Source organism: Streptomyces sp. NPDC040718 (assembly GCF_055593565.1).
The window spans coordinates 88672-113175 of sequence record NZ_JBVIXO010000014.1 but is presented as its reverse complement, the minus strand read 5'-3'; the positions used below and the strand labels follow the sequence as shown (position 1 = coordinate 113175).

The following is a 24504-nucleotide window of genomic DNA, read 5'->3' as shown; positions in this document are numbered from 1 at the left end:
GTGCACCCCATGGACGCCGCCGTACTCGACCACCGGACCCGCCTGCACCGGGACTGCGTACCGCCCGACCTCGTCGAGCGGCTGCTCGAACTCGGGCACGCCGACGTCGTGCGCGCGCAGGCCCTCGCGGAGGACGGCGACTGGTTCTGCGCGAGGGCCTGGGCGCGCCGGCTGGCCGGGCGGGGCGAGCCGGAAGAGGCCCTCGCCGTACTGGCCCCCTACCTCGCGACGGGCTGGTTCACCGCGGCGGAGGAAGCAGCCCGGCTGCTCGAAGCGGCGGGCCGGGGCGAGGAGGCCGTCGGACTGCTGCGCCCCTTCGCCCTGGACGGGGAACGCTCCGCGCTGCGGGAGCTGGCGCCGCTGCTGGCCCGGCACGGCCGGGCCGAGGAGGCGTACGCACTGCTCGCCCCGCACGTCTCGGACTGGTACCTGGCCGAACCGCTGGCCGACGTGGCCCTCGGCCTGGGCCGGGGCGACGAGGTCGCGGAGCTGCTGGCCGCCCGGATCGCGCCGGGCCGCCCGTGCGCGCGGTGCGGCGGCGCGGAGTGCGGCGACCGGTACCCGGAGCCGTTCAACGCGGTGAACCTCATCGCGTCCGTCCGCGAACGGCAGGGCCGTACGCAAGAGGCGGTCGAGGTGCTGTACGCGTACGGCCCGACCCCGGTCAACAACCGGGACCCGCTCGCCGAACTCCTCGTGAGGCACGGCCGGATCGATGAACTCCGCGCCTTCGCGGGCGACGGCGAGCACCCGTCGGCGGTCCGCCGGCTGGCGGAGCACCTGGAGGAGCGGGGGGACGTGGCGGGCGCGGTCGACGTCTACCGGCAGCACGTGGAGCAGGACCTCGGGCACGCCAGGATCCTGCTCGCGCAGTTCCTCGCCCGGCACGGCCGGGGCGGCGAGGCCATCGAGGTGATGCGGGCCCGCGCGACCTACGACGACTGCGCCCTCGACGTCCTGTGCGGGCTGTTCGCCGCCGAGGGCCGGGCCGAGGAGGGCCTCGCCCACCTCGACGCCCTCAAGACCCGGCGGGGCGAGGAGGAATGGGAGCTGTTCCGGATGCGGGGCCCGCTGATGGCGGCCTGCGGACGGCTGGACGAGGCGGCCGAGCAGGCCCGCGCGCACCCCGAGGGTGCGAGCTGGTACGCGGTGGAGGAACTGGCCCGCCTCCTGGCCGACCACGGCCGCCCGGAGGAAGCCCTGGCCCTCCTGGAGACCGACCGCCCGCAACACCGCCGGACCCTGGGCCCGCTCATGGTCGAACTGGGCCGTGCCGAGGAGGCCGTCACCCTCCTGCGCACCCCGCTCCCCGAAGTCCCGCCGCCCGCGCCCTGGGGCTACAGCGACTGCCCGCCCTTCTGAGCGGCGGCGAGGAGCCGGGGGCCGTACCGGGCGGTCAGCGCACGCCGCGGATCGGACGGACCGCCAGCGCGCCCGCCACCGCCAGTACGGCGGCGACGACGAACAGCGCGGTGTAGCCGCCGCTCACCGAGACGACGACGGAGGCGACGAAGGGGGCGACGATCTGCGGACCGGCGTTCGCGACGTTGAGCACGCCCATGTCCCGGGCCGCGTCCTCCGCCGTCGGCAGGACCATCGTCACCAGCGCCGTGTCCACGGCCATGTAGCAGCCGAACGCCAGCCCGTTGACCACGGAGAACGCCAGCATCGCGGTCCAGCTCGCCGATACGGCCGGGATGACGAGCGCGACCGCCGACAGCAGCGCCGAGGCCCCCACGAACAGCTTGCGCCGGTCGAGCCGGTCCGACAGCCAGCCGCCCGCCACCGTGGAGACGACCATCGCGACGCTCGTCAGCGGCATCAGCACCGCCACCGCCGCCTCCGGCTCCATCCCCCCGGGCAGCACGGTGTGGTCCTGGAGGATGTACAGCTGGTAGCCGCTCACCGCGAAGTAGCCGAGCACGAGCAGCGCCCGCCCGACGAACGCCCAGCGGAAGTCGTGGTCGCGCAGGGCGCCGGCGAAGGCGGCGAGCTGGGCCCGGACGGGCAGCGGAGCACGGGCCGGGAGCCGCTGCTCACGGGTGCAGGCGGTGAACACGACCGCCGCGCCCGCCACGATCGCGCCGAAAACCAGGTATCCGGTGCGGAAGTCGTCGGAGAAGGCCGCCCCCGCCAGCGCGCCCAGCACCGAGCCGAAGGGCAGGCCGAGCCCGACCGCCGCCGAGGCCTTGCCGCGGGCGCCCACCGGCACCCGGTCGGGGACGACGGAGGTGATGGCGGCCTGGTAGACGTTCATCACGGCCTGGCCGAGGCACCAGGCGATGGTGATGAGCAGGATCGTGTCGGCGAGCCCGAGCAGCAGCATCGCCGGCACCGCGGCGAGCCCGCCGCCCAGGATCCACGGGTTGCGCCGTCCGCTGCGGTCGGACAGCGCACCCGCGACGGGGTTGAACACCGTCGCGAAGACCGCGGAAACCCCCGCGATCAGGCCGAAGTTGGCGACCTTGTCGGCCGGGTCCACGCGCTCCACCTGGAGCGCGAGCAGGATGCCGGCGACGCCGACGTAGAGGGCGTACATCGCGGTGTTGCCGAGGAGCAGCAGCGGCAGCAGCCGGCGCTCGGGGGAGGGTCTGTCGGAGGTGGCGGCGGCGGTGTCGGCGCCTTGGGAGGAAAGAGCCATGGTGCCCTCCTGGGCAGGGGTGGAGGGGTGCGCGCCGCCCCGTCGCGGGTGGCGGGGTGCGACGGGGTGCGAGGGGGCGGCGGCACGTCGGGGAGGGGGCCGGCGAAGAGGGGGTTACACGTGTCACTGAAACGTGTAAGCACTGTGTAGCACCCGTTTCCGGCCAACCGCTAGCCCCCGTACGCAATCGGTCTGGAAAGATGCCCGGGCCATGGCAGACTCACCGAACCCGCCGGGCCGGCGCACGCCGCCCGCCCCACCCGTGCCGACCAGCGCCGACGTCGCCCGTCTGGCGGGGGTCTCGCGCGCGACGGTCTCGTACGTCCTGAACAACGCGGAAGCGGTACGGATCAGCGAGCCGACGCGGCGCAGGGTGCGCGAGGCCGCCGAGGAGCTGGGCTACGTACCGCACGCCGCCGCCCGCAGCCTGCGCGCCGGGCACACCCGCATCGTGCTGCTGCCCACCTCGCACGTCCCGGCCGGGCCGCTCTACAGCAACTTCCTCAACGAACTCCAATGGGCCCTGCGCCGCCTGGACTACACCGTCGTCCAGTACGGCAGCCTCGGCCTCGGCGGCGACGAGGCCGCCCGCGCCTGGGCCGAACTGCGGCCCGTGGCGGTGATCTCCCTCGGGGAGACCGCCCTGTCCCCGGGGAACGTCGCCACCCTCAAACGGGCCGGTGCGCGCGCGGTGATCACCATGGGCCCCGACACGGTCCCCGGCGCGCACGCGCTCGTGATGGACCAGGCGGAGGTGGGCGCCCGCGCCGCCGCCCACCTCGTGGAACGCGGCCGCCGCCGCATCGGGGTGGTCGTGCCGCAGGAGGACGGCCTGGAACCGTTCTCCGGCCCCAGGCTGGCGGGCGCCCGGTCGGTGGCGGGCGCCGAACTGGTACGGGCGCTGCCGATGGCCTACACGGAGGAGTCGGCGGCGGCGCTGGCCGCGCGGTGGGGGGCGCTGGGGCTGGACGGGGTGTTCGCGTACAACGACGAGTACGCGATGCTGCTGATGCGGGCCCTTCAGGACGCGGGGCTGCGGATCCCCGGGGACGTGGCCGTGATCGGCGCCGACGACCTGCTCATCGGGCGGCTGCTGCGGCCGAGGCTGAGCACGGTGCGGATCGAGATGCCGACGGGGGAGCGGTTGGCGGGGCTGGTGGACGCGGCGGTGCGGGATCCTTCGGAGATCACCGAGCGGCACGACCTGATGGCGGCCGTTGCGGTACCCCGCGAATCCACCCCTTCCTGACGCGCCGCCCGGCCGCGGCCGGCCTCACCGGCTCCGCGCCGCTGTGCCGGCCTCCGGCCGTCTGACCCGGGGGCGGGTGGTGTGCCGCTGCGCGGGGCCGGGGTCCCCCACCCGCCCTTCCCCCGTTCCCCGGGCGCCGCCCGGACCCGCGCCTCAAACGCCGGCGGGGCTGGAGGTACGGCGAGGCTGGATGTTGGGCGGGGCGGGATGTTGGGCGGGGCGGGATGCGCCGGCGGGGCGGGATGTTGGGCGGGGCGGGATGCGCCGGCGGGGCGGGATGTTGGGCGGGGCGGGATGCGCCGGCGGGGCTGGCTTTCCCGTCCGGACTGTAAGAGGTCGACGGGGCTGGCTTTCCCATCCGGACTGTAAGAGGTCGACGGGGCTGGCTTTCCCATCCGGACTGGAAGGGCCGGGGAGGCTGGAAGGTATCGGGCCGGGCTGGGAGGTGCCGGTCGGGGGTGGGGACGGGGTGGGGTGTCGTCCGGGACTAAAACGAGATGAATTCGGCGCGCGGTACCTCGTACATCCGGATCCGGATCGGGCGCCGAACATCGAAGCCCGTCCCGGACGGCACCCCACCCCGGCCCCGCCCCCGGCCCCGCCCCCGGCCCCCGCAGCACGCACCCCCGGCCCCGCCCGCCGCACTACGCACCCCCGGCCCCGCCCGCCGCAGTACGCACCCCCGGCCCCACCCCGGCCCCACCCGGCAGGGCACCGCATTCACCCGCAGCCACCCGGCCCGCACTCCGCCCGGCAGGTTGACCCCCTGGCCGACAACCGCCCGGCCAGGGCAAGGGCCCGGCCAGGGCAAGGGCCCGGCCAGGGCAACCGCCCGGCCAGGGCAAGGGCAACCGTTGACACGCCCCGACACCTCGGCGGAGACTGCGGGCGCGCCCCACCGGGCGTGCCCGGGGGTGGGTCCCGGTGCCCACGCCGGCACCCGGTCCGCCGCCGACCGTACGGAGCCGCCCAGGAGAGCCCCCATGAGCATCCGCACCGTCCGCGACGTCTACGTCGTCGACGCCGTCCGCACCCCGATCGGCAAGTTCGGCGGAGCCCTCGCCGGGGTGCGCCCCGACGACCTCGCCGCGCACGTCGTGCGCGCGCTCGTGGACCGTACGCCCGACCTCGACCCCGCCCGCATCGACGACGTCGTCTTCGGCGACGCCAACGGCGCCGGCGAGGACAACCGCGACGTCGCCCGCATGGCGGTGCTGCTCGCCGGCCTCCCGGTCAGCGTCCCCGGCGTGACCGTCAACCGGCTCTGCGGGTCGGGCCTGGAGGCCGTGATCCAGGCGGCGCGTGCCATCGCGCTCGGGGACGCCTCCGTCGCCATCGCCGGCGGCGTCGAGTCGATGTCCCGCGCCCCCTGGGTGGTCCAGAAGCCCGAGCGCGCCTTCCCCGCAGGGCACCAGCAGATGTGGTCCACCACCCTCGGCTGGCGGATGACCAACCCCCGGATGCCCGCGGAGTGGACGGCCTCCCTCGGCGAGGGCGCCGAGCTCGTCGCCGAGAAGCACGGCATCACCCGTGAGGCGCAGGACGCCTTCGCCCTGGAGAGCCACCGCAAGGCCGCGGCCGCCTGGGCCGCCGGGCTGTACGGCGACGAGGTCGTCCCCTACCCCGGAGCGGACCTGGCCCGCGACGAGTGCATCCGCGAGGGCTCCACCCCCGAGGCTCTCGCCCGCCTCAAGCCGGCGTTCCGGACGGACGGTTCGGGCACCGTCACGGCCGCCAACGCCTCCCCCCTCAACGACGGAGCCGCCGCCCTGCTGCTCACGGACGAGGAGGGCCTCGCCGCGACGGGCCGCGAGCCGCTCGCCCGGATCAGCGCCTCCGCCGTCACCGGCATCGAGCCGCAGCTGTTCGGCCTCGGCCCGGTCGACGCCGTCCAGCGGGCGCTCGCCAAGGCGGGCCGCGACCTCTCCGACCTGACCGCCTTCGAGCTCAACGAGGCCTTCGCCGCGCAGGCGCTGGGCTGTCTCGCCGCCTGGCCGGAGCTGGACCCGGCCGTGGTCAACCCGCGCGGCGGCGCCATCGCCATCGGCCACCCGCTCGGCGCCTCGGGCGCCCGGCTGGCCGGCTCGGTGGCGCACCAGCTGGCGGCGGCCGGCTCCGGCACCGGCATGGCGGCGCTCTGCATCGGCGTCGGCCAGGGCATCGCCCTGGTCCTGGAGCGGTAGCAGCCACAGCCCACCCCACAGGACCCCGTCGATCGTTTCCGGTCACGGGGTCCCGCCAACTGCCCAATAACTGAACAGAGATGACGTCCCCGGTCTGGCACGATGGCGCCTGCTGCCGCCCCCCGCCCCGCCCGCCCACCCCCACCCGGAGGCCCCGCGTCATGCCGCTGCTCGATCCGACACTCTGGCAGGACGGACCCACGCTCACCGGCGGTTCCGCCCCGGTCGTCGAACCCGCGACCGGCCGTACCCTCGCCACGGTAGACCTCGCCGCCCCCGCAGACGTCGCGGAGGCGGCCGTACGGGCCCGGGCCGCGCAGCTCGACTGGGCGCGCGCCACCCACCTGGAGCGGGCGGCCGTACTGCGCCGCGCCGGTGACCTGTTCGCGGCCCACGCCGACGAGCTGCGGGAGTGGCTGGTCCGGGAGTCGGGCTCCATACCCGGCAAGGCCGACTTCGAACTCCACGTCGCCGCCCAGGAGTGCTACGAGGCCGCCGCGCTCGCCTCCCGGCCGGCCGGGCAGGTACTGCAGAGCGAGGCGCCCCGGCTCTCCTTCACCCGCCGCGTCCCGGCCGGGGTGGTCGGGGTGGTCGCGCCGTTCAACGCCCCGCTGATCCTCTCCATCCGCTCCGTCGCCCCCGCCCTCGCGCTCGGCAACGCCGTCCTCCTCAAGCCGGACCGCCGGACCGCCGTCAGCGGCGGCCTTTCCCTGGCCGCCGTGTTCGCCGCGGCCGGACTCCCGGCCGGGCTGCTGCACGTACTGCCCGGCGGGGCCGAGACGGGCGCCGCGGTGGTCACGGACCCGCTCGTGCGCGTGGTCTCCTTCACCGGCTCCACCGCTGCCGGCCGGGCCGTCGGCGAACTGGCGGGCCGTCACCTCAAGCGCGCACACCTGGAGTTGGGCGGGAACTCGGCCCTCGTCGTCCTCGCCGACGCCGATGTCGAGGCGGCCGTGGCGCAGGCCTCCTGGGGCTCGTTCTTCCACCAGGGCCAGATCTGCATGACCGCCGGGCGCCACCTCGTGCACACCTCCCTCTACGACGAGTACGTCGAGCGGCTCGCCGCCCGCGCCGAGGCCCTCGCCGTCGGCGACCCCTTCCGCGAGCGCGTCCACCTGGGCCCGCTGCTCGACCGGACGCAGCTGGAGCGGGTACACGGCCTGGTCGAGGCCAGCGTCGAGCAGGGCGCCAAGCTCCTCGCGGGCGGCACCCACCGGGACCTCTTCTACCGGCCGACGGTGCTGGCGGGCGTGGCCGACGACACCCCCGCCTACGCCGAGGAGGTTTTCGGCCCCGTCGCGCCCGTACGCTCCTTCGCGACCGAGGACGAGGCGGTGGAGCTCGCCTCGGCGGGCCCGTACGGACTCTCCCTGGGCATCGTGACCGCCGACGCGGGACACGGCCTGGAGCTGGCGCGGCGCATCCCGACCGGGATCGCGCACGTCAACGACCAGACCGTGAACGACGAGGCGGTGGCCCCCTTCGGCGGGGTCGGCGCCTCGGGGACGGGCGCCCGCTTCGGCGGGGAGGCCAACCTCGACGCCTTCACCGAACTGCGCTGGACCACGGCCCGCACCACCGCGCCCGGCCACCCGTTCTAGGGCATCCCCGGCCGGCGCGGAATGCGGCGGGGCGGCCGTTCGTTCCTTCAGGACACCCGCAATACAGGAGGTCTGGAAACCGTGGCTACTGTCGAGCTCACCAAGGAGAACTTCGACGAGACGGTCAGCGAGAACCCGTTCGTGCTGATCGACTTCTGGGCCGGCTGGTGCCGCCCCTGCCTCCAGTTCGCGCCGGTCTACGAGAAGGCCGCGGAGGCCAACCCCGACCTGGTCTTCGCCAAGGTGGACACCGAGGCCCAGCAGGAGCTGGCCGCGGCCTTCCAGATCACCTCGATCCCGACCCTGATGATCGTCCGGGACCAGGTGGCCATCTTCGCGCAGCCCGGAGCGCTGCCGGAGACGGCCCTGACGGACCTCATCGGGCAGGCCCGCGCCCTCGACATGGACGAGGTCCGGGCGAAGATCGCCGCCTCCCAGGACGAGGGGGGCGCCCCCGGCACGCCGGAGGCCTGAGATTGCCGGACGCGGCCCGGGCGGTGCGGTGACACTGGACCGCATGACCGAAGCCGTGGAGTACGACGTCGTGGTGCTGGGCGGGGGACCGGCCGGCGAGAACATCGTCGACCGGATCCGGGCCGCAGGGCTGAGCACGGCGCTGGTGGAGGGCGAGCTCGTCGGCGGGGAGTGCTCGTACTGGGCCTGCATCCCCAGCAAGGCCCTGCTGCGCCCGGCCCTCGCCCGCGCCGACGCCCGCCGAGTGCCGGGGCTCGCGGACGCCGTCCGGGGGCCGCTCGACGCCGAGGCGGTCTTCGCGCACCGCGACTACTGGACGGGAAACTGGAAGGACGACGGTCAGGTCGACTGGCTCGACTCCATCGGAGCCCACCTCTACCGGGGCCACGGCCGCCTCTACGGCATCCGCAAGGTCGCCGTCACCAGCCCCGAGGGCGTGCACCACGTGCTCTCGGCCCGCTACGCCGTCGTCGTCGCCACCGGCAGCCGGGCCGTGCTCCCGGACCTGCCCGGCCTCGCCGGAGCCGGGGCGTGGACCAGCCGCGAGGCCACTTCCGCCCGGGAGGTGCCCGGGCGGCTGCTGATCGTCGGCGGTTCGGTGGTGGCCGCCGAGATGGCCACCGCCTGGCAGGCCCTCGGCTCGCAGGTCACCGTCCTGGTACGAGGCTCCGGGCTGCTGCCCCGGATGGAGCCCTTCGCCGGGGAGCTGGTCGCCGAGGCGCTGACGGAGGCCGGCGCGGTGGTCCGTACCGGGGTGGCGGTGGAGGCGGTCGTACGGGACGGCCCGACCGGCCCGGTCACGGTGGTGCTGGAGGGCGGGGAGCTGCTGGAGGGCGACGAGCTGCTGATGGCGACCGGCCGCGCGCCCCGTACCGAGGACATCGGGCTGGACACGGTGGGGCTGACTCCGGGGGACTGGATCGCGGTCGACGAGAGCTGCCGCGTGGGCGGCCACGACTGGCTGTACGCGGTCGGGGACGTGAACCACCGGGCGCTCCTGACCCACCAGGGCAAGTACCAGGCCCGTATCGCGGGCGCCGCCATCGTCGCCCGCGCGGCCGGACCGGGTGCCCCGGCCCCGGACACCGGCCGCTGGGGCGCGCACGCGGCGACCGCCGACAGGGAGGCCCTCCCGCAGGCCGTCTTCACCGACCCGGAGGCGGCGGCGGTCGGCCTCACCCTCGCCGAGGCGGAGCGGGCCGGCCACCGGGTCCGCGCCGTCGACCACGACCTCGGCAAGGTCTCCGGAGCGGGCCTGTACGCCGACGGCTACCGGGGCCGGGCCCGCATGGTCGTCGACCTCGACCGGCAGGTGCTGCTGGGCGCCACCTTCGTCGGCCCGGGCGCCGCCGAGCTGCTGCACGCGGCGACCGTCGCCGTGGCCGGGGAGGTCCCGATCGACCGGCTGTGGCACGCCGTCCCCGCCTTCCCCACCATCAGCGAGGTCTGGCTCCGCCTCCTGGAGAACTACCGGGGCTGACCGCCTCCGTCCCCCCGCCCGGCCGCCGCCTCGGCGAGTACGGCCACGACCTCCTCGTCCGGGGTCTGCGAGAAGTCCCGGTACCACTCGCCGACCGCGCGGAACGCGGGCGGCGACGACAGGCACACCACCTCGTCCGCCGCCCCGCGCAGCCGGGCGACCGCCTCCGGCGGCGCCACCGGGACGGCCAGCACCACCCGCGCCGCGCCCGACGCGCGGGCGATCTCGCAGGCGGCCGCGGCCGTCGCGCCCGTGGCGATCCCGTCGTCGACCACGATCGCCGTCCGCCCGGCGAGCGGCACGCGCGCCCGTCCCTCGCGGAACCGGTGCGCCCGGCGCTCCAGCTCCTCCTCCTCGTCGCGCTCCACCTCGGCGAGCTCCCGCTCCGAGGCGCGGCTGTGCCGGGCGACGTCCTCGTTGATGATCCGCACGCCGCCCTCGCCGATGGCGCCGAACCCCAGCTCGCGGTGGTGCGGCACGCCGAGCTTGCGGACCACGATCACGTCGAGGGCGGCGTCCAGCGCCCGCGCCACCTCGAAGGCCACGGGCACGCCGCCGCGCGGCAGCCCGAGTACGACGGGGTCCTCGCCCCGCAGGTGGAGCAGCGCTTCCGCGAGACGCCGTCCCGCGTCCGCGCGGTCGGTGAAGATCACAGCGGCTCACCCCGTTCCGGGCGCCCCCTTCGAACGAACCCCATCCCGGGGCGTTCCGCAACCGGAGCCGGCCCGGGGACCGGCGGGGCGTGCGGGCCCCACCCGCCGGTGATCACGTCGGATAGGTTGAACGCACCTCGCCCGGCGTCCCGGTGACCGATCGTCACCCGTCGCGCCGAGGTCCGGACCCGCGACGAAGGAGCCACCGCCCGTGATCGTGATAGCGCAGCTCAGTGATGTCCACCTCGACGGCGGGCCCCGGGCCGCCGAGCGCACCCGCGCCGTGCTGGAGTACCTGGACGGTCTCCCGTACGACCTCGCCGCGGTCCTGGTCAGCGGGGACATCGCCGACAACGGGACCCCCGGCGAGTACGAGGAGGCCCGCAAGCTGCTCACCTCGCGGCACCCGCTGGTGATCTGCCCCGGCAACCACGACGAGCGCCTCGCCTTCCGGCGCGGGCTGCTGGGCGAGGAGGAGCCCTCCGCCGCCCCCGTCGACCAGGTGCTGCGGGGCGAGGGCTTCGTCCTGGCGGTGTGCGACTCCTCGGTCCCGGGGGAGCACCACGGGTACCTGGAGGACTCCACCCTGGAGTGGCTCGACGGCGTCCTGACCGGGACCCCGCACGAGGTGCCGGTCCTCGTCGCCTTCCACCACCCGCCGGTGCCGCTGCACACCCCGTACGTGGACGGGATCAGGCAGTTCGGCGAGGAGCGCCTGGAGGCGCTGGCCCTGCGCCACCCCCACCTGCGGGCCTTCCTGTGCGGGCACGCCCACACGGCGGCGGCGACCACCTTCGCGGGCCGCCCGCTGCTGGTGGCGCCCGGGGTGGTGTCCACCCTGCGGCTCCCGTGGGAGGCGCAGACGGACCCCGACCACCACGTCCACCTGGACGAGCCGCCGGCCGTCGCCTTCCACGTGCTGGGCGAGGACGGGCGGCTGACGACCCACTACCGGGTGGTCGTGGCCCGGCGGTAGCTGCTGCCGTCGCGGGTCCGGGTGAGCCGGCCCGAGGTGATCAGGTAGCGGCGCAGGGCGGAGCAGTCCTCGTGGACGGTCCGCAGCGCGTCGTTCACCTCGGGCTCCGAGTACTCCCGGTCCGCGGCGAACAGGGTCTCGCTCAGGTGCTCCAGCAGCTGTTCGCGCCGGGCGACCTTGCGCGGGATGGCGACGAGCCGCCCTCCGGAGAACAGATCGGCGACCCCGCGCCGGCTCTGGCGGTCCGCGGATTCCCGCTGGTCGGTGTTGTCTTGACCGGTGGTGTGCTGTTCCGTGATCTGTGACATGCCCTGAGCTTCGCCCGCGCCCGCGGGGCCGTGCAACGCGTTTTCCCCGCTCCCCCGGGAAGGCCCGGGGGAGCGGGGACGCGGAGCCGGAGCCGTCAGGGGGTGACGGTGATCTGCTGGGCCGGGTCGGTGGTGTCGGTGACCTTGTAGACGGCGTTGAAGGTGGACGTGGTCGCGCTCGTCGGGCAGCCGAAGCCGCCGGTGACGGTCACCGGGACGGTCGCGTTGGTGAAGGTCAGGCTCGACGGGGCGCCGTTGGCCCAGGTGCCCGGGACGCTCGCGGCCCCGCCCGGCGCGGCGGTGACGGTGCAGTTGGCCAGGCCCGAGGTCTGCACGACGAGCCCGCCGGCCGGCACCGTCATGGTCGCGGTGACCGGGGAGCCGTTCTGCATGGACACCGCCCAGGAGCCGCTGGTCGTCACCGTCGGGGTCACCCCCGGCATGCTGGACGTACAGGAGCTGTAGGTCGGCGGCGAGATGGGAGAGGAGACCGGACCCGACGGGTTCTGGTTGCCGGGGGCGGCCGGCACCGCGCCGGTGGAGACGGAGACCGTGCAGGTCACCGTGACCGAACCGGCCTTGAGGGTGGCCTTCCCGCTGAGGGTGGCCTTGAAGGCGTGCCCGGCCGGGGTGACGGTGGTCGACCCGGCCGCCGGTAACGGGGCGGCGGTGGCGGTGGCGGAGGCCGCCGTCAGTGCGGCCGCGGCGGCCATGCCGAGGGCGAGCGCGGTGCGCGTACGGCTCATGGCTGTGCTCCTTGGGGATCGGGGTGCGGAGTGGGGGAGTTCCCGGCGGGGGAGGGCCGGGCGGGGGCGGCGGAGCCCCCGGCGCGCGGGGCGGCGTACGGCTGCCAGGCGAACATCAGCCCGCCGCCGAGGATGCCGAGCAGGGTGCCGATCAGGAACCCGCCGAGGTTCGACATGACCAGCGCGGCCGTGGCGACGAGCGTCGTGAGGATCCCGGCGAGGGTGCGCTGTGCGGGGGAGAACCAGCCGGTGAGACCGAGGACGATCATGACGGCGCCCATCAGGACGGACGGGATCCCGGCCACCCCCTGCTGGAGCATGATCTTCAGCGGGGCGAGCGGCAGCACGCTGATCCACACCCCGGCCAGGACGGCGAAGAGGCCGCCCCAGAAGGGCCGGCCGCGCCGCCACCGCCGCCATCGGCTCAGAAGCATTCCTTCTTGCCCTTGCTGATGTCCATGCTCAGCCCGGAGAGCTTGAAGGTGCCGGCGTTGGTCGCCCAGGCCGTCTGCTGGAGACTGCTGATGCTGACCTTGTCGGCCTGCTGGGCGAACAGGTCCTGCATGCCCTGTGCCTCGGCCGGGCCCTTGTCGAGGGTGGAGGCGTCGCGCCCGATCTCGATGTTCGTGAACTCGGCGTCGCCGGCGAGCTGGGTGGCGTCCACGAACAGGTTGGAGGCCTCGACGGGTGCCTTCTTGCCGGCGGTCAGGTTGAGCGAGATGTCCCCGATGACCGGGAGGGTGGTGACCACCGACTGGCAGAGTTCGTGCAGCTTGGCTTCCTTGATGGCGGTGACCGCCACCGGGATCAGCTCCTGCCGGGCGTTGACGTCGACGCTGCCGTACTGGGCGAAGCCCTCGCCCTCCAGGCTCTTAGCCGACACCTTGAACTGCTGGCCCGAGACCGCGAAGGAGGCGGCGAGCGCGCCCTGCGCGAGGGCGATGCCGAGGCCCGCGGTGACCGCGACGGCGGGGGCGGTCAGGAGCACGAACCTGCGCCAGCGGACCCGGCCGCCGTCTCTGACGAGCTCTTCGCCGGGCGGCTCGGCCCCGGGAGGGGAGCCGGGCCCGGATTCGGATAAGTTCGGTGAGTCTGCCATGAGATGGTCCCTATCTCGGCTGTGCACCTTTGTTACCGACGAGTTGAATGTAAGAGTGCCAATGGTGGTTGGCAAGGTTGTGCGAGCGCACCCTTTAGGCCGACTCCTACTGCTCCGTACGCAGCAGTTCGGCGACCTCAGCCTCCACCCGTCGCCCCATCGCCCGGGCGAACTCCGTGGCCACCACCTCGCCGGCCACCGGCCGCAGCGCCGCCACCGCCTCCCGGACATGATCCAGCTGACTGGCCGAAAGTCGCCCCAGCCCCTCCGTGCCGATCACGTGCCGCCGGAACAGCGCCACGAACCGGTCCGCCAGCGCCGCCGCCTGGGCCTGTACGAAGTCGCCCGCGTCCAGGATCTCCCCGAGCGGCACCCCCTGCCGCACCAGCGCCACCGTCGCCTCCAGCAGCCGCCGGCTCGGGTACGTGACCCGATCCCCGTCCAGGCGTACGTAGCCCAGCTCGGCCGCCCGCCGGGTGTGCTCGGCCGTCGCCCCCGGGCCGAACAGCTCGCGCAGCTCGGCCCGGGTCATGGTAACCGGCTCCTCCTGCACCCAGTCCCGGGTCATCTCCCGCTCCAGGCCCAGCAGTTGGGACAGCCCGCCGCCGTGCTCCCAGGCGGCCAGCAGCTCGCCGATGCCGTTGACGGTGTACCCGCGCCCCAGCAGGTCGCTGATCAGCCGCAGCCGGGTCAGGTGGTCGTCGGAGTACCAGGCGATCCGACCCTCGCGGCGGGGCGGCGGCAGCAGCCCGCGCTCCTGGTAGTAGCGCAGGTTGCGCACCTTGACCCCGGCCGCGCGGGCCACGTCCTCCCGGCGGTAGCGCCGCTCCCCGCCGATCTCCTCCGCCTCGCCGTCAACCCTGCCGTCCGCCTGCGCCTCGGTGCTCACGCGGCCGAGTGTAGGACCTACCGGCGGGTGTACCGGCAGGTCACATGGGGCGGGGCCGCGACTCGCGCTTGACCGCCCGCAGCACCACGAACTTCGGCTCGCTCGCGGCGACTTCACAGTTGCCGAAGAGGCGCTTCAGATGCGTGTGGTAGCCCATGTGCCGGTTGGCGACCACCCACAGCTCCCCGCCCGTGCGCAGCGCCTTGCGCGACTGCGCGAACATGCGCAGCGCCGTCGCGTCCGTCGTCGCCTGGTGGGAGTGGAAGGGCGGGTTGTTGAGGATCAGGTCCACCGAGGAGGGCGCCAGCATGGCCACCCCGTCGCCGACGAGGAACTCCGCCGTCCGCCGGCCGGGCGGGACGTTGGCCTCGTACGTGGCCCGGGCCGAGGCGACGGCCTGGTACGACTCGTCGGTGAAGACCACCTCGGCGTCCGGGTCGGCCACCTGCACGGCCGTGCCGACGACGCCGTTGCCGCAGCCCAGGTCCACGACGCGGGCGCCGTCGGTGTTGGTCGGGATGCTCTGGAGGAAGAAGCGCGTGCCGACGTCCAGGCGGTCCGCGCAGAAGATCCCGGCGTGGTTGACCGTGGTCAGCCCGGCCCCGGAGCCCCCGTCCTCGTCGACCGCGTACGTCACCGGCCACGGGGAGGCGCCGGCGGCGGCCAGCACCGCGGGGTCGGGGGTGCAGAAGATCAGGCGGGCCTTCTTCTCGGCCAGCGAGGTGCGCGTCGGCCCGAGGATCTTCTCGAAGAGGTTCAGCGTGGAGGTGTGGATCTCCTTGACCATGCCGGTGCCCACGACCACGGTGCCCTCGTGCACGTGCGGGGCCAGCCGGTACAGCTGGTCCTCCAGCAGCGCCAGGCTCTTGGGGACCCGGACGATGAGTACGTCGATCCGCGCGGGCGGCGCGTCCTGCGTGGTCAGCAGGGTCACCGTGGACTTGGAGGTGCCGATCCCGGCCCGGTCCAGGTTCCCCTCGGTGGCCGCCCGGGCCAGCGCGGAGTCGGTGATCTGTGTCGGGCGGTAGGCGGCCAGGGCCGTGGTCAGCGCCCCCCAGCGGTCGCCGACGACCGTGATCTGCCCGGCGCCGGCCAGGTCCACCGGGCCGCGCTCGCCGGTACCGGCGTCGAGGTGGTGCAGCAGGTACTCGTCTGCGGCGTCCCAGGCGCGGAGCCGGTCGCGGGGGTCGGCGGGGAAGCGGGTGAGTTCGTAGGAGCCGAAAGGCGTGGTCAGGCGGTTCATATTGGCACCCAGGCTAGCCGAGACGGCCCCGGACCCGTGTCCGGCCGCACCCCGCGCCCTGACATTCCACGCAAAGGAGCGGTGCCGGACAGACCCCGCGCCACTAAGTTGTGCGGCATGAGCAATCTCGATCGCCAGCCCGCTCTCTCCGCCTGCGGCGGCCGCGGCTTCGTCGTGGCCGAGCCGGTGCGCGAGCTCCTCAGCCCGCGTACGGTCAAGCTGGGGGAATCCACCGAGGTCCGCCGACTCCTGCCGAACCTGGGCCGCCGCATGGTGGGCGCCTGGTGCTTCGTCGACCACTACGGCCCGGACGACATCGCCGACGAACCCGGTATGCAGGTCCCGCCCCACCCCCACGCCGGGCTGCAGACCGTGAGCTGGCTGCACGACGGCGAGGTGCTGCACCGCGACAGCACGGGCAGCCTCGCCACGATCCGCCCCCGCGAGCTGGGCCTGATGACCTCCGGCCGGGGCATCAGCCACTCCGAGGAGAGCCCCCGACCGCACGCCCGCTTCCTGCACGGCGCCCAGCTGTGGGTGGCCCTCCCGGACGCCCACCGCGACGTCGCCCCGCACTTCCAGCACCACGCGGAACTCCCGCGGGTCACGGCCCCCGGCCTGGACGCGACGGTCATCCTGGGCACCCTGGACACGGCGACCTCCCCGGGCACCGCGTACACCCCCATCGTCGGAGCGGACCTCGCCCTGACCGCCGGCACCGAATCCCGCCTCCCCCTCAACCCGGACTTCGAGTACGCGGTCCTCTCCATGTCCGGCGAGGCCCACGTGGACGGCGTCCCGGTCCTGCCCGGCTCGATGCTCTACCTGGGCTGCGGCCGCACCGAACTACCCCTGCGCGCGGCCTCGGACGCGGGCCTGATGCTGCTGGGCGGGGAGCCGTTCGAGGAGGAGATCGTGATGTTCTGGAACTGGATTGGCCGGTCCCACGAGGAGATCGTCCAGGCCCGCGAGGACTGGATGACCGGGACCCGTTTCGGTGAGGTAAAGGGCTACGACGGCCCCCCGATCCCGTCCCCGGAACTGCCTCCGACTCACCTGAAGCCGCGAGGTCGGATGCGATGACCTGCGGGTTCCCTCAGGTGTGAAGTTTTGGACGGCCGGAGATCATGATTCCGATTGGTGGTGCTGCGTGCCTGTCGTGCGGGTCTCATTCTGTCGACTGGGACGCGCGATGCCTTTCCACTCTGTGCGCATCGGTGGGAGGGCGTGTGTCTTCGAATGCTGACCCGATGCTGACTCTACTGATGGGTCATCATCTATGGCGGTCGTGGAGCCCTCTCGATGCGTAGGGCTGAGGGCGGTGGCTGATGTGTGCCGTGCGGCAGCGCCATTGGCCACGCGGTCTTGCCCTGACGGAGGGCATGCTCCTCCGCCGCGGGCCCGAGGATGGTGGCTGGCCGTGGTTTGTGGGTGATCGACAAACGGTGCCAGCCGCCGGCACGGCCGTCGGAAGCTGCTCGGCGTCGTCCCCCACTTCTCTCGTGGGTGCAGCGCACTACAGCCGCTTCAACGGCACCGCCGGATTCCCCACCGCCACGGGAACCTGGGTCCGCCTCGCCTGGTGCCAGCCCGAACAGCTCAGCTCCGCCACGTGGACCGGGATCGAGGCGTCCGTCGCCATCAAGGGAGTACCCCGTCCGCAGTGGTACGCCGGCTCCCAGTGGCACGACGCCGACCGAGGGGTGGTGTGGCGAGTCGACGAGATGAGCCGCTCCTCCGCCTCCGCCATCTCTGCAACCGGCCGCGTCGACCAAGAGCCCGACCTCCCAGCAGGGTGGTGGGTGGAGCTCAGCCATGCCCTGGACGGGCTGGCCGGTCACACCACGGACCGGGTGTGCCTGCGACAGGAACACCTCACCGTTCGCATCCGGGAGGCGTTTGGTGACAATCTGGACACCACGGTCACGGACTGGGCGTGCTCGCACGGCGACCTCGGCTGGGCCAACGTCACAGCCCCGGAATTCACCCTGCTGGACTGGGAGAGCTGGGGGGGCGGCACCGGTCGGCTACGACGCAGCCTGCCTGTGGTCTGCGTCCCTGGCCGTGCCAGCGCTCGCCGAGCAGGTACTCATCGAGTTCGCCGAGGTTCTCGACACCCGGTCGGGGCGCCTGTCCGGGCTCGTGCTGTGCGCCAATGTCGAGCGAGCGTGCCGTCGTTCGGGCAGGATGACGGAGATGGCCATCCAGGCACGGTCTGCTGCCTCAGATTTGCTTTCCTCGCTAGCAGGAGAGCAGGTGTTGGGTGCCGTAACCAGCATGAAAGGAGGGGGGATGGCTTCAGCCCGTTGGGGGGGGTTGGCGTCGCTCTGTTCAGTGAACCCGAGTGCGCTGCTGGGGTGGTGCGACGGGAACGGGTGATACGAGCACCGGGCGGCGACGTGGCGACGGCAGCGGCTTAGCGATCTCGGCGCCAGCAGTGGTGAGTTCGGCGAGGCCGTTGACCTGTACGCCTGCTGAGAGGCGGAAAGCCCGGGCAGGCTTGTTCGGTTCACCGCTGTCGACGGTCCCCTGGTCGTCCGCGGCGCGTGACGGGCTGGCTGCTGGCCCGGAACCAGAGTCCTACTCGCCGCAGGAGGCGGCGCACTAATCGCTGTCCGCTGGCCCCGAACCATGTCCGAGGAAGAGAACCTGACAGACAGCTGACCGACCAACCATGCGAAATCGAGAGGCGCATCCCTTGGCGCCCCAGGAAGCGCAGACGCCTCTTGGAGCCCTTCACGTTGTCGAGTCCAGCCCGGCCCTGCTCTGGGTACGTTCCTGCGCACCACAAGTACGAGGCCTCGCCTCTGACGGATCCCCCGGTTATGAATCCCGTTGTTAAACTGACCGCACTTCCACCGACGGGTCGAAACATGTAAGTTGGTGAAAGTGGGTGAATCCACCCTCAGGCAAAGGCGAAACCACAGGTCATGAAGGGTGCCTCCCGCCTACGTGGGGATAGCCCCAAGGTCGACACGGTCTACCTGTCCGGGACCCCGTGCCCCTCGCCTACGTGTGGATAGCCCCATCGACGGCGCGCCCATCCAGTACCCGATGGAGTGGCCCACCACCTTAAGACGTCGATTCTTTTGGGATGTCCATCTGCAAGGACTGGCGGTTTCGATGCTGGTGACACAAGATCGGGTTCTATGTCCCAGGCAGCATATGTTCAGAACACGAACCTCCTGCGCACGAGCGCGTTCGATCTCTGGAGGCGGCTCAGGAGCCTCCTCGAAGAGCAGGGACTCGACCCGGCGACGACCATGCTGGTCAACCTCTTCCCGGACGGGGGTGACCATGAGTTCGGCCAGTGCATAGATGAGGACGGCCGTGTCTACTCGTTCGATCTTGTCTACGACCGAGAGACGCCGAAGGCGGAGGACAGGGCTGTCCTTCGCAACTGGACCGACGTCACCGACACATGGCAGCACCGTTCGTTCGCGGACGAGATCGCCAATGCCTTCATCTGGCGTCCACCATCGCGCAAGACCGCCCTGCCTGCCTGATCAACTTCGTGCCGCTCGGGCTCACTGTCTGGAGGTGGCGGTGGGAGATAAGAACCGATGCCGACGAAGGCGAGGAAGTGTTCGGCCTTGCGTTCGTAGCGTCGGTGGAGCCGTCGGCAGCCGGCCAGCCAGGACACAGTTCGCTCGACCACCCTGCGATGTCGGCCTAGCCGCTGTGAGGACTCGATGCCCTTGCGGACGATGCGGTGGCGGATGCCGCGCTCGCGGAGCCATCGGCGCAGGTGGTCGTAGTCGTAGCCCTTGTCGGCATGCAGTTTCGCCGGCTTCGGCGCCGGGGCCCGCGGCGGGAGCGGATGGGCGGAATGCCGCGGGCGAGCGGCTCCAGGCCCTGGCTGTCGTACATGTTCGCCCCGGAGATGCCCAGGGACAGTGGCAGTCTTCCGGTCGCAGATCAGGTGGATCTTCGATCCCAGCTTGCCGCGGCCGGTCGGATTCGGTCCCGTCAAAGGCCCCCTTTTGCTGCCCGCAGACTGACCGAGTCGATCGCACACCTCGACCAGTCCAGCTCACCCCGGGCACCGAGTTCATCGAGCACGACCCGATACAACCGGGCCCAGACCCGCTCCCGGCTCCACTGGGCGAACCGCCTGTAGACCGTCTGCCAGGCCGGACCGAACATCGGCGGCAACTGCCGCCAGGTACAGCCCGACGTCGCCACGAAGATGATCGCGGCCAGGACCTCGCGGTCACCAGCCCGGCGCCGGCCGCCACCCTGCGGACGTATCACCTCAGTCGGTGGCACCACCCGCCGAAACAACACCCATAACTCCTCCGGTGCCAACCGCTCAACCAGATCCGTCATGCACGGAACAACGAACGATCACGCCATAAGAATCGACGTCTTAGCCGATCGCCCCTGGGGGGCGGGAGCGGACCGGAGCCAGGGGGCACTGGTTCACTAAGCGGCGACCGAGGGCGGATCGCAGCCGAAGAAGTCAGACCCCGGCGCAAGCGCTTGCCGAAGCGGAGAACGGCCCGAATGCCGCCGCCATCACTGGCGGCGGCCATGATCCTCCGGGAGCAAAGCAGGCGCGCCCGGAAGCACACCCGGGTCGTTCAGTGACTGAGCAGGGCGAGAGTCCCGGCGCTGATTGCGCCCCGCAGGATGTGGGCGATCTCCTCGGGCTTGAGGTCGATGCGGTCGAGCCCCGCCGTGGTCAGCGGGATCTCCTCCAGCGCGTATTCGCCGCGGCCCTCTGCGGTGAACTCGGGGCCGGTGAGGTCCTCGAAGTCTCCGCTGTCCGCCTGGGCCTTCTGTAAACAGACGGCTGCGCGTGGGAGGGCGGTGCACCAGGGGTCCGTCCAAGTCAGCCTGCAGGAAGGCACCCACCGTATCTATGGCTGAGCACTACCCCAACCGCGCCCCCAAACGCCGCGTAGCATCGGTCATTCGCGCTGATTGGCGACCGCATGCCTTCGATCACTCGGAAGGTAGGCGACTGGCCGACATCATCTTCGGCGTCGCGATTTCACACCCCGGGGGATGGCGGGATGCCCTTCGACGTCGAGGTGCCACGTGGCCGGGTCTCCACCTGGACAGCGACCAGGGCACCGTCCCGGTGTCGAACTGGACCAGGAGGGCCCGTTGTCGGTCAGCATCGGCCTGGCGATGTTCACCGGGGTGTGCCTCCTGCCCGTGGGCATCGGCCTGGGGATCGCGCCCTCGTGGCGCGCAGGCGCAGGCCCGGTCCGGCCGGGCCCGGCTGGGGAGCCGTACACGTAGAGCAGCCGTAGCGCCGCGCGGTCACGCCCGGCCGACGGCGGCCGGCTCCGGGGCGAGGGCCAGGAAGTCGTCGTAGGTGCGGATCCGGACCCCGGGCCGGTCCTCGGCCAGTGCGGCGATCATGGCAGCGGCGAGCCGGCCCGCGGGCACGGGCCGGTAGGGCCGCGCGGGCCCGGCCAGCAGCGGGGCCAGCACGGTTGCGGCGGAGCTGCCGAGTCCCTCGCCCCGGCGGCGGGAGAGACGGCGGCCGAGGATGAAGGAGGGCCGGAAGAACTCGGCCTGGCGGTAGCCCAGGGCAGTCACCTCCGCCTCCATGTCCCCCTTGACCCGCAGGTAGAAGGCCCGGCTGCCGGAACCGGCACCGACCGAGGAGACGACGGCGATCCGCTCGGCACCCGAGTTCCGGGCCAGCTCTGCCACCCGCACGGTGTGGTGCTGGTCCACCTCGCGGAAGGCCTCCTGCGAGCCGGCTTGCCGGATGGTGGTGCCCAGCGCACCGTACACGTCCGTCTCGCCCGGCCCGGGCGGCACGTCGTCGGCCCCGAGCTTGGTGCGAAGTCCACCACCCGGGCGTCCAGCCGCGGGTGTTCGAGACCGAGCGGGCGGCGAGCCAGCACGGTCACGCGGTCGTAGCGCGGGTCGCGCAGCAGCCGCGCCAGCAACTGTCCGCCGACCAGTCCGGTGGCTCCGACCAGGAGCGCGCTGCGGGTCATCGGGGTCCTCTCCGCCGCCGGCGGCCGGCCCGCCGGAGTCCCTGCAGGATGCCACAACCTTACGGCTGCTCCGGTGAGGCCCGGTGAAGGACCGTCAGCACTTCCGCTCCGTCGGTGACGCACGGCGGCCGGGCCTTCGGGGCCCTACGCGCGACGGGCCTCGTGCCAGGCCGCGACCACGTCTTCGACGTCGAATTCGGTGAGTTGCAGGGCCGGGCCCGGCGGGGGCATCCGCAGTGCGGCGCTGATCTTCTCGTTGATCTCGGTGAGGATGCCGCGCACCTGGCGCTCGGTGCGCGCGGCGTGGACCGCCTCCATCGCGTCCTCCGCCTCCTTGCGCAGCGCGAGCGCGGGTGGCAGGCCGGCGAAACCCTCCTGGTGCATCTTGGCCCTGACCCACCACATCTCGTCATAGGGGGCGTCCAGCGAGGCCAGCGGCTTGCCCAGACCCGGTAGGTTCTGGAAGTCGCCGCGGTCACCGGCCTCCCTGATCTGGCGGTCCACCCAGGACTCGAAGTCCACACCGGGCGGCTTGCGGTCGGTCACGATCCCTCCCCAGGGGTCACATCGGCTGCGCGCGGCACCTCTTCCCGACCGTTGGCCGAGGGCGGGCACGGAACCGGCTGTCCAGCGCGAGCCTATCGCCACGCCCCTGCCCCGGTTCCCGCGCGTCCGTTCGTGTGTCAAGTCGGCCGAGGCCATCGACGGTTTGCGATCCATCACCAACTCCCGTCGTGGTGATGGATTCGAAGGCGAACCGTGGGGCAGCCCTCAGTTCGCGAACAGCAACGCCCGATATGCGGCTGTCGGGCCGGTCAAGCTTCTCATGGCGTCCGAATATCGATGCAAGAGGGTCCATATTCGTGCATCGTGCCGAGCGGGGGTGCGTGCCGCTGGTGACCGTCACGCTGCCATCTACCTGGTGCAATGCGGGTGAGGTACGCAGCATCGTCCAGTTGGCGGCGAGGTGGGTCGGTGACTCATCTCACAATATGATCCATTGCGGCCCGCTCGGGATCTGCTTGAAGATCCCTACCGAGAGAGTCGTCGACCACATACTTCGCGACTCGCATCGATCTTGGCATGGGGGTGCCTGTGTGTGTACAGGCGTATGGATTTACAGCCGGGAAGGCGCTCGAAGGGCCTCCGGCAGACCTGGGGGACTCGGAGCGGGCAGGCGGCCATCGGCGCCGCGGCCGACGCGGCGTCGTCTCGGACACCCATCACCCGGCTGACCGGCGAGGTGCTCTCGCCCAGCCGATCCGCCGGTTCTGAGAGTTCTTGGGTGTGTACAAATGGGCGATCTTTTGGCCATCAGCGATCTGCACGTGCAGCACGAAGAGAACAAGGAGCTGGTCAGAAGGCTGCGGCCGACGTCGGACGGCGACTGGCTCGTGGTGGCCGGTGACATCGGCGACCACAGCGACGACGTGCGATGGGGGCTCGATGTCCTGAGCCGGAATTTCGCGCGAGTGGTCTGGGCGCCGGGGAACCACGAGCTGTGGACGCGTCCGGACGATCCACTCGCACTGCGCGGCGAGGAGCGGTACCGGTACCTCGTGGAGCTCTGCAGGGGCATGGGGGTTCTCACGCCCGAGGACCCGTTCCCCGTCTGGGAGACGCCGGAGGGTCCGGTCGCCATAGCCCCGCTCTTCGTTCTCTACGACTACTCGTTCAGGGCCCCCGGCATTCACGACAAGGCCCGGGCGCTCGCGCTGGCAGAGGAATCGGGCGTGGTGTGCATGGACGAATTCATGCTGCACCCCGATCCCCATCCGAGCCGGGAGGCGTGGTGCAGTGCGCGGCTCGCCGTATCCGAAGCACGCCTCACCGCCATTCCGGAGGGCATGTCGACCGTGCTCGTCAATCATTTCCCGCTGGTTCGCGAACCGACGCGGGTGCTGCGCCATCCGCAGTTCGCGTTGTGGTGCGGCACCTCGGAGACGGAGGACTGGCCGCGGAGGTTCCGAGCCGCCGCCGTCGTCTACGGGCACCTCCACATACCCGGACTCGTGCGCAAGGACGGAATACCGCACTACGAGGTATCCCTGGGATATCCGCGTGAGTGGAGGGCCCGGGCCGCGCGGCCCGGGCGGCTCGTTCCGGTCCTCTCGGGCCGGCCATCCGCGGGCACCCCGTCGTGATAGCGGAGCTGGTTCCCGACGGGGTGGCGGCGGTCCAGTCCTTCGGGGATCCGGACGCCACGCCCCCCGTGTTCACCCAGGAGGCCGCTCTCGTCGAGCGCGCGCTGATCTCACGCCGCGCGGAGTTCCGCACGGTGCGGGCGTGTGCCCGAGAGGCCATGGGCCGGCTGGGCTTCCCGCCCGCGCCGATCCTGCACGGTCCTCAGGGTGAGCCGTTGTGGCCCGCGGGCCTGGTCGGGAGCATGTCCCACTGTGCGGGATATCGTGTGGCGACCCTGGCCAGAGCCGAGGAATTCGCCATGGTCGGCGTTGACGCGGAACCCAACGAGGCGTGCCCGGAACGAGGTATCCGAGAGCTGATCGCGGGGCCGGGGGAACTGGCCATGCTGGACGAGCTGGCCGAGCGCCGGCCGGACATCGCCTGGGACCGGCTGTTGTTCAGCGCCAAGGAATGCGTGTACAAGGCCTGGTATCCGCTCGCCCGCCGGTGGCTGGGCTTCGAGCACGCCGCGGTGGTCCTGGAGCCTGGAACGCGGACCTTCACCGCCCGTCTGCTGGCACCCGGCCCCGTCGTGAACGACGTCAGGCTGACGGTGCTCCGGGGGCGCTGGGCCGCCCGGCAGGGGCTTCTCGTGACCGCGATCACCGTTCCCGCGACGGGTGACCGGTCCGCGTACGCCACTTCGCCCGCGACCGGCGGCGAATTCCTCCGGGACGACCGCGCGTAGTGCCTGCCCGTTTCGCACGGCCTCGACGGGCCCGACGCCGGCCCGTCAACAAATCACTGATCTTCTCCGGCTCCTGCCGGACATGTACTGCGAGGTATTGTTCCAAGTGAACGGCTGTCAAAACGGA

General features: G+C 72.5%; 22 protein-coding genes and 2 pseudogenes. 11 read left to right on the top strand and 13 right to left on the bottom strand.

Translation table 11 applies throughout. From position 1 onward, the window contains the following. Positions 1-9: 9 nt before the first annotated feature. The gene (locus ACZ597_RS28620) at positions 10-1362 is read left to right on the top strand and encodes a tetratricopeptide repeat protein (RefSeq protein WP_471335834.1); all 1353 of its coding nucleotides are present in this window, start codon (positions 10-12) and stop codon (positions 1360-1362) included. A gap of 34 nt (positions 1363-1396) precedes the next feature. On the opposite strand, the gene ACZ597_RS28615 is transcribed toward ACZ597_RS28620, so the two are convergent. Further along, a complete protein-coding gene (locus ACZ597_RS28615) occupies positions 1397-2641 on the bottom strand; it encodes an MFS transporter (protein ID WP_471335831.1) in 1245 nt (414 codons plus the stop codon). 211 nt (positions 2642-2852) lie between these two features. Between ACZ597_RS28615 and ACZ597_RS28610 the strand changes: the two genes are divergently transcribed. From ACZ597_RS28610 to ACZ597_RS28590, 5 genes are all read left to right on the top strand, one after another. Continuing rightward, positions 2853-3890, top strand: coding sequence for a LacI family DNA-binding transcriptional regulator (locus tag ACZ597_RS28610; RefSeq protein WP_471335828.1), 1038 nt, complete (start codon positions 2853-2855; stop codon positions 3888-3890). A 983-nt stretch (positions 3891-4873) separates the two neighbouring features. Beyond that, positions 4874-6073 (top strand): thiolase family protein, encoded by a 1200-nt coding sequence (locus tag ACZ597_RS28605; protein ID WP_471335825.1) that lies wholly within the window; start codon positions 4874-4876, stop codon positions 6071-6073. Positions 6074-6234: 161 nt separating this feature from the next. Next, positions 6235-7674: an aldehyde dehydrogenase family protein gene (locus ACZ597_RS28600; RefSeq protein ID WP_471335822.1), complete on the top strand. Its 1440-nt coding sequence runs from the start codon at positions 6235-6237 to the stop codon at positions 7672-7674. Positions 7675-7755: 81 nt separating this feature from the next. Continuing rightward, on the top strand, positions 7756-8148 hold the full coding sequence (locus ACZ597_RS28595; RefSeq protein WP_471335819.1) for a thioredoxin family protein: 393 nt from the start codon (positions 7756-7758) through the stop codon (positions 8146-8148). Positions 8149-8191: 43 nt separating this feature from the next. Next, positions 8192-9628 (top strand): dihydrolipoyl dehydrogenase family protein, encoded by a 1437-nt coding sequence (locus ACZ597_RS28590; RefSeq protein WP_471335816.1) that lies wholly within the window; start codon positions 8192-8194, stop codon positions 9626-9628. Between the two features lie 2 nt (positions 9629-9630). On the opposite strand, the pseudogene ACZ597_RS28585 reads toward ACZ597_RS28590, so the two are convergent. Next, a pseudogene (locus ACZ597_RS28585) lies at positions 9631-10281 on the bottom strand (phosphoribosyltransferase); the annotation flags it as partial. Positions 10282-10492: 211 nt separating this feature from the next. Between ACZ597_RS28585 and ACZ597_RS28580 the strand changes: the two are divergent. Beyond that, complete coding sequence (locus tag ACZ597_RS28580; protein WP_471335813.1) at positions 10493-11257, top strand: metallophosphoesterase; 765 nt, start codon at positions 10493-10495, stop codon at positions 11255-11257. On the opposite strand, the gene ACZ597_RS28575 is transcribed toward ACZ597_RS28580, so the two are convergent. From ACZ597_RS28575 to ACZ597_RS28550, 6 genes are all read right to left on the bottom strand, one after another. Beyond that, positions 11230-11565 carry a DUF2087 domain-containing protein gene (locus ACZ597_RS28575; protein ID WP_471335810.1) on the bottom strand — a complete coding sequence of 112 codons (336 nt, stop codon included), beginning with the start codon at positions 11563-11565 and terminating at the stop codon, positions 11230-11232. The two genes, ACZ597_RS28580 and ACZ597_RS28575, sit on opposite strands and share 28 nt — an antisense overlap. Positions 11566-11660: 95 nt before the next feature. Continuing rightward, entirely contained in the window at positions 11661-12311 is a 651-nt protein-coding gene (locus tag ACZ597_RS28570; RefSeq protein ID WP_471335808.1) for a hypothetical protein, read from the bottom strand. Beyond that, positions 12308-12745, bottom strand: coding sequence for a DUF6114 domain-containing protein (locus tag ACZ597_RS28565; protein ID WP_471335805.1), 438 nt, complete (start codon positions 12743-12745; stop codon positions 12308-12310). The genes ACZ597_RS28570 and ACZ597_RS28565 overlap by 4 nt, the downstream gene beginning before the upstream one ends. After that, positions 12736-13293, bottom strand: a complete 558-nt coding sequence (locus ACZ597_RS28560) for a DUF6230 family protein (RefSeq protein WP_471336014.1) — start codon at positions 13291-13293, stop codon at positions 12736-12738. The genes ACZ597_RS28565 and ACZ597_RS28560 overlap by 10 nt, the downstream gene beginning before the upstream one ends. Positions 13294-13516: 223 nt before the next feature. Next, on the bottom strand, positions 13517-14299 hold the full coding sequence (locus ACZ597_RS28555) for a MerR family transcriptional regulator (RefSeq protein WP_471335802.1): 783 nt from the start codon (positions 14297-14299) through the stop codon (positions 13517-13519). Positions 14300-14339: 40 nt separating this feature from the next. Continuing rightward, positions 14340-15533, bottom strand: coding sequence for a methyltransferase (locus ACZ597_RS28550; protein WP_471336011.1), 1194 nt, complete (start codon positions 15531-15533; stop codon positions 14340-14342). Positions 15534-15659: 126 nt separating this feature from the next. Here ACZ597_RS28550 and ACZ597_RS28545 point away from each other — a divergent pair, with 126 nt between their 5' ends. Both ACZ597_RS28545 and ACZ597_RS28540 read left to right on the top strand, forming a co-directional pair. Then, positions 15660-16625, top strand: coding sequence for a pirin family protein (locus ACZ597_RS28545; protein ID WP_471335799.1), 966 nt, complete (start codon positions 15660-15662; stop codon positions 16623-16625). Between the two features lie 2066 nt (positions 16626-18691). Then, positions 18692-19048 carry a hypothetical protein gene (locus tag ACZ597_RS28540; protein ID WP_471336029.1) on the top strand — a complete coding sequence of 119 codons (357 nt, stop codon included), beginning with the start codon at positions 18692-18694 and terminating at the stop codon, positions 19046-19048. Between the two features lie 125 nt (positions 19049-19173). Here the strand turns inward: ACZ597_RS28540 and ACZ597_RS28535 are convergent. From ACZ597_RS28535 to ACZ597_RS28515, 5 genes and pseudogenes are all read right to left on the bottom strand, one after another. Further along, positions 19174-19560 (bottom strand): annotated as a pseudogene (locus ACZ597_RS28535) (transposase); the annotation flags it as partial. Continuing rightward, a complete protein-coding gene (locus tag ACZ597_RS28530) occupies positions 19512-19871 on the bottom strand; it encodes a transposase (protein WP_471335796.1) in 360 nt (119 codons plus the stop codon). The gene ACZ597_RS28530 and the pseudogene ACZ597_RS28535, both read right to left, overlap by 49 nt. A gap of 254 nt (positions 19872-20125) precedes the next feature. Then, complete coding sequence (locus tag ACZ597_RS28525) at positions 20126-20395, bottom strand: NUDIX hydrolase (RefSeq protein ID WP_471335794.1); 270 nt, start codon at positions 20393-20395, stop codon at positions 20126-20128. A 418-nt stretch (positions 20396-20813) separates the two neighbouring features. Beyond that, a complete protein-coding gene (locus tag ACZ597_RS28520) occupies positions 20814-21323 on the bottom strand; it encodes a Rossmann-fold NAD(P)-binding domain-containing protein (RefSeq protein WP_471335791.1) in 510 nt (169 codons plus the stop codon). 326 nt (positions 21324-21649) lie between these two features. After that, complete coding sequence (locus ACZ597_RS28515; protein ID WP_471335788.1) at positions 21650-22051, bottom strand: DnaJ family domain-containing protein; 402 nt, start codon at positions 22049-22051, stop codon at positions 21650-21652. 749 nt (positions 22052-22800) lie between these two features. Between ACZ597_RS28515 and ACZ597_RS28510 the strand changes: the two genes are divergently transcribed. Then, positions 22801-23649: a metallophosphoesterase family protein gene (locus tag ACZ597_RS28510; RefSeq protein WP_471335785.1), complete on the top strand. Its 849-nt coding sequence runs from the start codon at positions 22801-22803 to the stop codon at positions 23647-23649. Beyond that, complete coding sequence (locus tag ACZ597_RS28505; protein WP_471335782.1) at positions 23646-24377, top strand: 4'-phosphopantetheinyl transferase family protein; 732 nt, start codon at positions 23646-23648, stop codon at positions 24375-24377. Before ACZ597_RS28510 ends, ACZ597_RS28505 begins: the two co-directional genes overlap by 4 nt. Positions 24378-24504: the final 127 nt, after the last annotated feature.